The sequence below is a fragment of the Streptomyces sp. NPDC059850 genome (genome assembly GCF_042731515.1).
Lineage (GTDB): Bacteria > Actinomycetota > Actinomycetes > Streptomycetales > Streptomycetaceae > Streptomyces.
In genome coordinates this window covers 61,284-72,427 of sequence record NZ_JBHWJI010000041.1, presented here as the reverse complement: position 1 = coordinate 72,427, position 11,144 = coordinate 61,284, and the positions used below count along the sequence as shown (strand labels likewise).

Below are 11,144 nucleotides of genomic sequence, written 5' to 3'. Positions count from 1 at the left end.
TAGCTACCCGTAGAGCCCCCTAGGAGGCCGCCACTCAGGCGGCGACGGCGCCGCAGAACAGCGAAGTCCGCCGGCCCCGCCGGGAAACGGGACAGGCGGACGACGGCCCTCACCGGGGCGCTGACGGGTCAGGCGGACTCGTAGCTGACCGCGTGGGCCCCCTGCAACAGCTGCTCGCGGTTTCTGATGCCCATCTTGCGGTACACCCGGGTCAGATGCTGTTCCACGGTGCTGACGGTGATGAACAGCTTGTCGGCGATCTCGCGGTTCGCGTACCCCTGGGCGGCCAGCATGGCGACGCGCCGCTCCGACTCGCTGAGCCCGCCGAAACTGTCCTGGTCGGCACGGTCGTCACCACGGGACTCCGCGCTCCCGCGCGTGCCGATGCTCCGTGGCGCGGACGTCGGAAGCAGCGCCTGGCACAGGGGCTCCGCCTGGCAGCTCTTGGCGAGCCGCCACGCCCGCCGCGCGGTCGGCCGCGCCCGCTTGTCCCCCAGCTGCTGGTACGCGCGGCTCAGATCGGCCAGCACGGCGGCCGCCTCGTACCGCGCGCCACTCACCTCCAGCAGGCGGAACGCGTCCCGCAGGATGGCGGGTTGCTGGGCGGTGGGCTGGACCAGGGCCAGGCCGTGCAGGGCCATCCCGCGCGACCGGCTGAGCCCGGTGTCCGGCCTCGCGAGCTGCTTCTCGACGAGCCGGGCCGCTCGCTCCCGGTCACCCAGCCGCAGCCACGCCTCCGCCTCGCCCAGCCGCCACGGCGCCACGGTGGGCGTGTCGACGTTCCAGCGGAGCATCAGACTGCCGCACCCCTGGAAGTCGGACAGCGCCAGATACGTGTTGCCGGTGGCGAGATGGTGGCGGCCGCGCGCGTACAGATAGTGCAGCCCGGCGCGGGTCAGGAACAGCTCGGGCGGCGGCTCCGGAGTCAGATACCCGGCCGCCGCCTGATGATCGCCCATCGCGGTGTGCGCCTCGATCAATATGGCCAGCGCCAGCGCGCTGCTGACGTTCCACCTCGGCCCCGACAGCCGGGCGTACGCCGTCTCCGCCTGGCGCACGGCGTCCGCCAGCCGTCCGCGCCGCAGTGAGACGAGCGCGCCTACGCAGGCGATCTGCGCCCGCCACGCCGGGGCGTCATGGCGCCCCGCGTCGCCCGCCAGATGATCGTGCCATCTGGCCGCGGCGTCCAGCTGATCCGCGTAGCACAGCGCCAGCAGCGCCTTCGGCAGGCTGCTGAGCTGCGAGGTCACCGCGTTCGGGCTGGCCTGGAACACCTGCTGGGCCAGGGCGATGGCGTACTCGTCGGCACCCCGCTCCAGGACCAGGGCGAGGGCGTGGCGGGCGCGCAGCTCGGAGTGGGACATGGCCGGGGCCGCGGTGGCGGGCAGCGGACGGCTCAGCCGGTCGAGCACGCCGGGGACCTCCGAGGCCATGAGCATCCGGGTGCCGTGCAGCGCGGTCGCCATCTCCTCGTCGCCGTCGTTGAGATGCTCCACGGTCATCAGGGCGTCGTCGAAGCTGAGGTGGAACAACATGCCCTCGGCGGCCCACAGCGCGTCGTACCCCGTCAGCTTTCCTTCCAGGATGGGTGCCTTGAGCGCGAGGAAGTGCGGCGCCGAGTCGGCGGGGCGCAACTGCCACTGGCCGCACGCGTACTGCGACTTCACGGACAGCCGCTGCGTCTCGTCCGAGCAGCATTCGCGGGCCAGCTCCAGACACCGGATGCCCCGCTGGACATCGCCGTCGTCCAGGGCCTGGCAGGCGGCCTCCCGCAACACGCCCAGCACCCAGTCCTCGTGCAGCGGACCGGCGCCGAGCAGCTGCACGGCGACCGCCTGGGGCGGCGCCCCGCTGTCGTACAGCAGGCGCGCGGCGCGATACCGCAGCGCCGTCGCCTCGTCGTGCGGCATCTCGCCGAGGACCGCCTGCCGTACGCCCCCGTGCCGCAGCCGCGCACCGCTGAGCACACCGATGCCGGTGAGCAACCGGAGATAGCGCTTGAGCAGTTCGGTGTCGATGCCGCTCAACCGGCTCAGCAGCAGGGGCGTGGCCGCCTCGTCCAACAGCGCCACACACCGGGCGAGAAGCACCGCGCGCGGGCCGATCCGGTGCAGATACGCGAGGACCGCCTGATGGAAGACGGGCCCGATCGATATCCCGCCCTCGGGGAGCGGCGGGGTCCCGTCGCCCTCCGACGGGCCCACGCCGCCCGTGGATTCGGGCGTGGCGCGCAGCCGGTGTTCCTCGATGAGCGCCTGTGCGAGCAGCGGATTGCCACCGCTCAGGGCGTGGATCTCGGTGATGAGCCGGTCCGAGGGCGGGGACGGCGCCAGCTCCCTGACACCCGCCCGCGACAGCGGCCCCAGATGGAAACGGCGCACGCTCGTCCGGTACAGCAGGTCGTGCAGGATGCGCGGTGGCTGCTCCTCGACGGTGACACCGCGCGTGAACACCAGTGCGAGGCGGAGCCGGGTCAGGCGCTGCGCCACGTAGCGCAGAGCGGAGAGGCTGGAGGTGTCGGTGTGCTGGATGTCGTCCACCGTGATCAGCAGCGGACGCCGGGCCGCCAGACCGGCGATGATCTGGTACGTGCGCTGCGCGGCGGCCAGCGGGTCGTCCTCGGCCACCGGCGGGGCGGAACGCGCGTCGATCGCGTGGAAGAGCTGGGCGACGGCGCTGTACGGGACCTCGCGCTCATGGGGCGAACTCACCACACCGAGCACCGTGCTGCCCGCCGCGGTGGCCCGTTCCGCCAGTGCGTTGAGCACCGTGGTCTTGCCCATCGCCGTCGAACCGCTGACCGCGGCGATGGCCCCCCGGCCGCGCGCGGACTGCATCAGGAGATCATCGAGCTGATCCAGTAATTTTCTTCGTTCCACCAACACTGCTGAGCTTCCCCCTGTCGGCGTCATGGAGCACGAAGCCGGTTCCGCTTTCCAGCATGCCCGGAAACGGAACGGACTCGTCAATGCTGGAAGTTCGTGACCTGCATTCGGTCACTATCCGGGCGGTAGGATATTCGGCGCGACGCCGCTGAACACCCCTTGGTCGTGTTCCTAGGGAAATCTTAGTCATGGAACCCGCCGGTATCCGGGAAGAAGGCCCGGTCAGGTCGTTGCGGACTGATGAATTCCCTGCACGTGTCGCGCTCGGATCATGGAAATGCCAAAGCAGTAGAGAAACAGGGTATTTTGTTGTAGACACCCGTCACGCACGGGGACCAGAAGCAATGGTCCCGGACACGGCGAAGGCCGCGGCGGGTTCCGCCGCGGCCTCGGGTGATGGCTCAGCCGTCAGTCCTGGTACACCTTGTTCTTGCCCGCGCCGCCGGAGAGCGTGTCCGTGCCCTTGCCGCCGTACAGCGTGTCGTCGCCGGTGTTGCCGTACATGGTGTCGTTGCCGTCCTCGCCGTACAGCGTGTCGTCGCCCTTGCCGCCGTATACGAAGTCGTTGTCGGACCCGGCGCGCAGGATGTCGTTCCCGTCGTCGCCGTACAGGTTGTCGGCCTCGCCGGTTCCGGTGAGGGTGTCGTTCCCGGCGTCGCCTCGGCACTCGTACGAGCACGCGCCGACGATGGTGTCGTCTCCCTCGCCGCCCCGGACGCCCATGCCGTCGCCGCCCTCGATGCGGTCGTCGCCGTCCTCGCCCTGGAATGCGTTCTGCCCGGTGCCCTTGAGGACATCGGCCCCGGCGCCGCCTCGGAGCGCGGCGATCGTGCCCGCCTTGCCGTCGACCGTCGCGGTGTCGTTCCCGTCGCCCAGGAACAGCTCGAAGGTGGTCGAGTCGTCGGAGCCCAGCGGCTCGGCGATGACGCACTGCACGACGGTGTGATCGGCCGCCGAGGGGTACTTGCAGGCGTCCCACTGCGCCGCCGACGGGTCGATGCCCATACCGGCCTGGTCGCGGAAGGTGATGAGGAAGTCGCCGCCGAACTCGGAGGGGTCGACGTCGATGTTCTCCGTGGAGACCGTCACCCTGTTCGTCTGCCCGGCGGTGGCCAGGTACGAGAGCACGCCGTCCTCGTGGGTGAGGGTGGTCTGGGCCGCCGTGGACGAGGTGGCTGAGGTGTTCGCGGTGTCCGCGTGGGCGGCGGGCGCCCAGAGCGCCGCCCCGCCTAAGACGACGGCGAGCGCGGCGGCGGTGGTGGCGGTGGCGGCGAGGGTTCGGTGCTGAGCCATGCGGAAGTGACCCTTCGGGTAAGTGGCGGTTGATCACCCGCATAGACAGGGCGCCGGGGGACCGGGTTGCCCAGGAAACACCACTTCAGTTGCCTGGGGCGAACATGTCACCGGGGGGCTTCCCGGAGTTCTTCTGAGCGGCCCCGGGAGGCAACCACGGGGCCGGTGAACGGAACGATCAGAGGCCGGTCAGAGATGGAGAAGCGCGGCCGCCGCACCGCGGCTAACGTGACTCCAGCGCATCATGAGACCGGCTCGCGCCACGGCCCGTGCATGGATGGAGACACGATGAGTACGACCATGAGGACGGACACGCCGTCGCCCGCCCCGCACATCGCCGACAGCCACGATCTGATCCGTGTGCACGGTGCGCGCGAGAACAACCTCAAGGACGTCAGCATCGAGATCCCCAAGCGCCGGCTGACGGTGTTCACCGGCGTCTCCGGCTCGGGGAAAAGCTCCCTGGTGTTCGACACGATCGCCGCCGAGTCCCAGCGGATGATCAACGAGACGTACAGCACCTTCGTCCAGGGCTTCATGCCGACGCTCGCCCGGCCCGAGGTCGATGTGCTCGACGGGCTGACCACCGCGATCATCGTCGACCAGCAGCGGCTGGGCGCCGACCCGCGCTCCACGGTCGGCACCGCCACCGACGCCAACGCGATGCTGCGCATCCTCTTCAGCCGCCTCGGCCAGCCGCACATCGGCCCGCCCGGCGCGTTCGCCTTCAACGTCCCCTCGGTCCGGGCGAGCGGCGCGATCACGGTCGAACGCGGCAACAGCAAGGCCGTGAAGGCGACCTTCAGCCGCACCGGCGGCATGTGCCCGCGCTGCGAGGGCCGGGGCACGGTCTCCGACATCGACCTCACCCAGCTCTACGACGACTCCAAGTCCATCGCCGAGGGCGCGTTCACCATCCCCGGCTGGAAGTCGGACAACGTGTGGACCGTGGGGCTCTACGCCCAGTCGGGGTTCCTCGACCCGGACAAGCCGATCCGCGACTTCACCGAGAAGGAGATGCGGGCCTTCCTCCACGGCGAGCCGACCAAGGTGAAGGTCAACGGTGTCAACCTCACCTACGAGGGGCTGATCCCCAAGATCCAGAAGTCGTTCCTGTCCAAGGACCGGGAGGCGATGCAGCCGCACATCCGGGCGTTCGTGGACCGGGCGGTCACCTTCACCGCCTGCCCCGACTGCGACGGCACCCGGCTGAACGAGGGGGCCCGGTCGTCGCGGATCGACGGAATCAACATCGCCGACGCCTGCGCGATGCAGATCAGCGACCTGGCCGCCTGGGTGGGCGGCCTGGCCGAGCCATCGGTGGCGCCGCTGCTCGCCGCGCTGCGGCACACCCTCGAATCGTTCGGCGAGATCGGCCTCGGCTATCTCTCGCTCGACCGGCCGTCGGGCACGCTGTCGGGCGGCGAGGCGCAGCGCGTCAAGATGATCCGCCACCTCGGCTCCTCGCTGACCGATGTCACCTACGTCTTCGACGAGCCCACCATCGGGCTGCACCCCCATGACATCCAGCGGATGAACAACCTGCTGCTGAGGCTGCGGGACAAGGGCAACACGGTGCTCGTCGTGGAGCACAAGCCGGAGACGATCGCCATCGCCGACCATGTCGTGGACCTCGGCCCCGGTGCGGGGACGGCGGGCGGCAGCGTCTGCTTCGAGGGCACCGTCCAGGGGCTGCGGACCGGTGGCACCATCACCGGTCGCCACTTCGACGACCGGGCCGCCCTCAAGGAGACGGTACGGACACCCAGCGGCACCCTGCCGATCCGTGGCGCGAGCGCGCACAACCTGCGGGACGTCGACGTCGACATCCCGCTCGGGGTGCTGGTCGCCGTCACCGGCGTGGCGGGCTCCGGCAAGAGTTCGCTGCTGCACGGCTCACTGGTGGCCGGTCCGAAGGCCGCCGAGGAGGGAGTGGTGGCGATCGACCAGAGCGCCATCCGTGGCTCCCGGCGCAGCAACCCGGCGACGTACACAGGTCTGCTCGAACCGATCCGCAAGGCGTTCGCCAAGGCCAACGGCGTGAAGCCCGCGCTGTTCAGCGCCAACTCCGAGGGCGCCTGCCCGCACTGCAACGGCGCCGGTGTCATCTTCACCGACCTGGCGATGATGGCCGGTGTCTCCACCACCTGCGAGGAGTGCGACGGGAAGCGGTTCCAGGCATCGGTCCTGGACCACCACCTCGGCGGCCGCGACATCAGCGAGGTGCTGGCCATGTCGGTGGCCGAGGCCGAGGAGTTCTTCGGCGCGGGTGAGGCCCGTACGCCCGCCGCGCACCGCGTCCTCGGCCGCCTCGCCGACGTCGGGCTCGGCTACCTCAGCCTGGGCCAGCCGCTCACCACGCTGTCCGGCGGTGAGCGACAGCGGCTCAAGCTGGCCACGCACATGGCCGACAAGGGTGGTGTCTACGTCCTCGACGAGCCGACCACCGGTCTGCACCTCGCCGATGTCGAGCATCTGCTCGGCCTGCTCGACGGGCTGGTGGACGCCGGTAAGTCGGTCATCGTCATCGAGCACCACCAGGCGGTGATGGCACACGCCGACTGGATCATCGACCTCGGCCCCGGCGCGGGCCACGACGGCGGCCGGATCGTCTTCGAGGGCACCCCCGCCGACCTCGTCGCCGCCCGCTCCACCCTCACCGGCGAACACCTGGCGGCCTACGTCGGCGCCTGACCGGGGCGTTACGAACTGCCGATGCTTGCGCATCCACGGGGTGGACTTCGTGTCCTGCCAGCCGCCCAGCTTCTCCTGCTCGTCCTTGACGGCGGCGCCTACCGCGCCGCGATGCGCCGCCACGGGCTGGAGTCCACGGCGCGGGTGATCCCCGGTGCCCATACGGAGGAGACCCTGACGCGGGCGGGCGCCGATTGGCCCTGTACGCGGTGCGGTTCGCCGTGGAACGGCTGGACGACGGCGCGCCGGAGCCACGGGAGGCCGTGCTGGACCCGAAGCTGGTGGTACGAGGCACCAGCGCGCCACCCCGCCCGCAGGACTACCTCGCCGTCAGCGCGGTGACCAGTTCGTCCAGCCCGTTGAACCGCCCGTCGAAGGCATCGGAGCCGGTCGGCGGATCCCCGGCCGGTCGCCTGACGTAGGCGGTGCGCATGCCCCTCGCCCGGGCGCCGCGGAGGTCCCAGGCGTGGGCGGCCACCATGAGTACGCGTTCGGGTGGGCATCCGGCGGCGTCGATGGCCAACTGGTAGACCTCCGGCGCCGGTTTGTAGGCCAGGACCGCTTCGGCGGACAGGGCTTGGTGCCAGCGCAGCCCGGCATGGGCGTTGAGGCGCAGCAAGGCGGTGCGGCTCGCGTTGGAGAGCCCGAGCAGGGGGAAGTGTCGCGCGAGCCGTTCGAGACCGGCGGCGGAGTCGGCCCACGGAGGCAGCCGCTGCCCCGCCGTGGCCAGCCGGGCGATGGTCGCGGGATCGGTGAGTCCTGCACGGTCGGCCACCCGCCCGGCGGCCTCCGCGTCGATGATCTCGGTATTGGCGTACGCGCGGTGCCCTTGCCCGATGCGTCGCTGCTCGCACTCGACGTGCTGCTGCCACACGGTGAGCAGCGCGTCGACGGCCGCGTCGTCGGACGGGGCGTCGCACGCGTCGTCGGACGCGGGCAGCGCGTCGCGCAGGGCCGCACGCAGCCCGCCGGGTTCGTCGACCAGTGTTCCGAGGATGTCGAAGACGACGACCTCGATGCCGTGGATCTCGGCCATGCGCCCTCCTGCGTTCGTGCTGGCGTCACCAGCTCAGCCGGTGACGACCTTGTCACCGGCCCCGTCACCGGTCAAGATGGTGACGTGAAATTCGCATTCGTGAGCGGTGACCCAGCCCTCGACCTGGCCGGCACCGTGGGGTCGCGCCGGGGCGAGCCCATCGACGTCCTGGCCGCTCCCGCCGACCTGGAGCGGTGGGTGGCCCAATGCGACGCGCTCCCCGAACGGGTCATCGCCGACTCCGCGACGTTCGAGTCCGCGCTGTCACTACGCGAAGCGATCTACCAACTCGCTCTCGATCGCGTGCTCCATCGGGCCTTCGACCCGGGCAGCCTCGAGATCGTCAACGGCGCGGCCGCCGGGCCGGTGCCCACGATCGAACTCGGCGACGCGGGGCTGCGGATCTCGGGCGACCTCCCGGCAGTGCTCGTCCACATCGCCAGAAGCGGTATCGCCGTGCTCGCCGATCCCCACGCCTGTCTCAAGGAGTGCGGTCGCGGTGGCTGCACCCGCATCTATCTCGACCGTTCGCGCGGTGCCAGGCGTACCTGGTGCGGGATGGACGAGTGCGGCAACCGCGTCAAGGCAGCGGCCTATCGCGCCCGCAAACGGGCCGCGGCCACGGCGGCCGTTCGCCGGTGAGGTGCGTGCGATCTCAAGAGGGACCGTGGGGGCGGATCCTGGCGACCCCGGCGTAGGCCCACACCCGTGCCGGGTCGTAGCCGAGCCCGTCCTCCGGCCGTGGCGCCGGGCCGAGTTCGGGATGCCACTCCGGCAGCCGTACCACTCCGGGCTCCACCGGATGTGTCCCGTCGAACAGCCGGAGGATGTCGGCGTGGTCGCGCAGCACCATGGGCGCGGCCACATCGCGCTCGGCGTAGACGGCGGCCCCGGCCGATGTGGTGGGGGAGTAGTCGCCGGTCGCGTGGGACAGCGCCAGGTAGCTGCCGTCCGGCAGCGCGTCGCAGTACGTGCGGATGAGGGCGGCCGGGTCCGCCTCGTCGGGGACGAAGTGCATGACCGCGGAGAGGATCAGCGCGATGGGCCGGTCCCAGTCGAAGATGTCCGCCGCGCGCGCCTCGCCGAGCACCGCGGCGGGCTGGTGCAGATCCCCGTGCCGGTAGGCCACACGGCCCGCCGGTCCGGACGTCAGCAGCGCCCTGGCGTGCGCCAGCACGATGGGATCGTTGTCCATGTAGAGCACCCGGCAGGCCGGGTCCACCCGCTGCGCCACCTCGTGCAGATTGGGTGAGGTGGGCACCCCCGTGCCCAGGTCGAGGAACTGCCGCACCCCCGCCGTCTCCGCCAGATACCGCACCGCCCGGTGCATCCACGCCCGGTTCCCCCGCGTGCTGTCCCGCACCTGCGGCGTACGGCGCAGCACCTCTTCGGCCGCCTCCGCGTCGACCGAATAGTGGTCCTTGCCGCCGAGGTAGTAGTCGTACATCCGGGCGGGATGCGGCCGACCCGTGTTGATCTGCTCGGGCGCGAAGCCGAGTGTCTGCGGGGTCTGGCCATCGGCGGGCATCGGGGCTCTCCTCGGAAAAGGACAGGAGCGGAAGTACGGTCCTGCGTAGGGTATGTGGTCCGCGCCGATCCGAACGTCCGTTTCGCCTGGGAGGCCCAGACATGGCCAGTAAGTTCAGTGAGCTTGCTATCGACTGTGCCGATCCCCACGGTCTCGCCCGGTTCTGGTGCGCGGTCCTCGGCTACGAGGTGCGAGACGAGGACGGCGAAGGAGGCGGTGACGACGAGGTCGTCTCGATCGGCTCCCCGCTGGTGCCGGAAGGCAGGGACCGCCCTGGCCCGGTGCCACCGACGCTGACCTTCGCGCGGGTGCCCGAGGGCAAGACCGTCAAGAACAGGCTCCACATCGACATCAACCCCACCGACCGGGAGCAGGACGAAGAGGTCAGGCGCCTGCTCGACCTGGGTGCCCGGCACACCGATGTCGGTCAGAAGGGCGACGAGAGCTGGGTCCCGCTGGTCGACCCGGAGGGGAACGAGTTCTGCGTCCTCGCGGGCCGCCGCCCCTGATTCGGAGCGCTCGTGCTGGCGCTGGACGCCGTCGCGTACGGCCAGTGTCGCAGCGGAGGCGACGACTCGGAGTGCGCCCACAGCGGTGGCTGGTTGATTCCCTAGATCTTCGCGCGCACGGTGCCCCGAAGTGTGTTCGTGCTGCACGCAGTGAGACGATGCGCCCTCCGAAACGATCTTCAACTGAAACGGAGGGCGAATGCATAAACGTCGTGGAACCGTGACCCGTCGCTGGAAGGTGGCGGCGGTCGCGTCCACGGTGGCCGTGTCGATCGCGGTCCCGGTGGCGGTGGCTCAGGCCTCGACCGAGCCGCCGGAGGTCAGCGCCAAGGGCGCGTACCTGCTCGACACCGGTTCCGACGAGGAGCTGATGGCCAAGGACGCCGACACCAAGCGTCCGATGGCGAGCACTACGAAGATCATGGCCGCGCTCGTGGTACTCGAGTCCAAGGACGTGGATCTCAACAAGCAGGTCACCGTCAAGCAGGACTACCGGGACTATGTGACGTCCTCGGAAGCCAGTACGGCGGACCTGCAGGTCGGCGACAAGCTGACCGTCAACCAGCTGCTGTACGGGATGATGCTCCCGTCGGGCTGTGACGCGGCGATGGCGCTGGCCGACACGTTCGGCAGCGGTGACACCGTGGCCGACCGCACCAAGTCGTTCGTCTCCAAGATGAACGCCAAGGCGAAGGATCTGGGGCTCACCAACACCCACTACGACTCCTTCGACGGTGTCTCGGCGAACAGCGACAACTACTCCACGCCGCGCGACGTGGCGGAGCTGACGCAGCGGGCGATGGAGAACTCCACCTTCGAGACGGTCGTCAAGTCGGTGTCCACCAAGCAGGAGGCACCGGCGGCCAACGGCCGTACCCGGTACTACTCCTGGGACAACACCAACCGCCTCCTGGGCTCGTACAAGGGAGCGATCGGGGTCAAGACGGGTACCACCACCCCTGCCGGTCCCTGTCTGGTGTTCGCCGCCAAGCGCGGCGACCGCACGGTCGTGGGAGTCATCCTCAACGACGCGGCGAACCGTTACCCGGACGCGCAGAAGATGCTCGACTTCGCGTACGACGTCGACACCGAGGTGAAGTGGCGCAAGCTTCCGAAGGACGCTCAGCGGGACTGACCTGAAGATGTGCGGTGTGGTGCCCCGGCCGGATTGTTTCCGGCCGGGGCACCAGTGTTTCAGC

At 70.2% G+C, this 11,144-nt stretch carries 8 protein-coding genes and 1 pseudogene; 5 read left to right on the top strand and 4 right to left on the bottom strand.

Features of this window, described 5'->3' with window-relative positions; all coding sequences use genetic code 11:
* Positions 1-128: 128 nt before the first annotated feature.
* Positions 129-2,912 (bottom strand): AAA family ATPase, encoded by a 2,784-nt coding sequence (locus ACFV9T_RS29085; protein WP_385445396.1) that lies wholly within the window; start codon positions 2,910-2,912, stop codon positions 129-131.
* Positions 2,913-3,293: 381 nt separating this feature from the next.
* On the bottom strand, positions 3,294-4,178 hold the full coding sequence (locus ACFV9T_RS29080) for a calcium-binding protein (RefSeq protein ID WP_385445395.1): 885 nt from the start codon (positions 4,176-4,178) through the stop codon (positions 3,294-3,296).
* Positions 4,179-4,466: 288 nt separating this feature from the next.
* On the opposite strand from ACFV9T_RS29080, the gene ACFV9T_RS29075 reads away from it, so the two are divergent.
* Both ACFV9T_RS29075 and ACFV9T_RS29070 read left to right on the top strand, forming a co-directional pair.
* Positions 4,467-6,872: an ATP-binding cassette domain-containing protein gene (locus ACFV9T_RS29075; RefSeq protein ID WP_385445394.1), complete on the top strand. Its 2,406-nt coding sequence runs from the start codon at positions 4,467-4,469 to the stop codon at positions 6,870-6,872.
* 96 nt (positions 6,873-6,968) lie between these two features.
* Positions 6,969-7,180 (top strand): annotated as a pseudogene (locus ACFV9T_RS29070) (LacI family transcriptional regulator); the annotation flags it as partial.
* Between the two features lie 11 nt (positions 7,181-7,191).
* On the opposite strand, the gene ACFV9T_RS29065 reads toward ACFV9T_RS29070, so the two are convergent.
* Positions 7,192-7,908, bottom strand: coding sequence for a haloacid dehalogenase type II (locus ACFV9T_RS29065; protein WP_385445393.1), 717 nt, complete (start codon positions 7,906-7,908; stop codon positions 7,192-7,194).
* A gap of 99 nt (positions 7,909-8,007) precedes the next feature.
* Between ACFV9T_RS29065 and ACFV9T_RS29060 the strand changes: the two genes are divergently transcribed.
* A complete protein-coding gene (locus tag ACFV9T_RS29060; RefSeq protein WP_385445392.1) occupies positions 8,008-8,550 on the top strand; it encodes a CGNR zinc finger domain-containing protein in 543 nt (180 codons plus the stop codon).
* Between the two features lie 13 nt (positions 8,551-8,563).
* Here the strand turns inward: ACFV9T_RS29060 and ACFV9T_RS29055 are convergent, their stop codons facing one another.
* Entirely contained in the window at positions 8,564-9,436 is an 873-nt protein-coding gene (locus ACFV9T_RS29055) for an SAM-dependent methyltransferase (protein ID WP_385445391.1), read from the bottom strand.
* Positions 9,437-9,537: 101 nt separating this feature from the next.
* Here ACFV9T_RS29055 and ACFV9T_RS29050 point away from each other — a divergent pair, with 101 nt between their 5' ends.
* Both ACFV9T_RS29050 and ACFV9T_RS29045 read left to right on the top strand, forming a co-directional pair.
* Positions 9,538-9,945, top strand: a complete 408-nt coding sequence (locus ACFV9T_RS29050) for a VOC family protein (RefSeq protein ID WP_385445390.1) — start codon at positions 9,538-9,540, stop codon at positions 9,943-9,945.
* Positions 9,946-10,144: 199 nt separating this feature from the next.
* Positions 10,145-11,080 carry a D-alanyl-D-alanine carboxypeptidase family protein gene (locus tag ACFV9T_RS29045; RefSeq protein WP_385445389.1) on the top strand — a complete coding sequence of 312 codons (936 nt, stop codon included), beginning with the start codon at positions 10,145-10,147 and terminating at the stop codon, positions 11,078-11,080.
* The last annotated feature ends 64 nt before the right edge of the window (positions 11,081-11,144 follow it).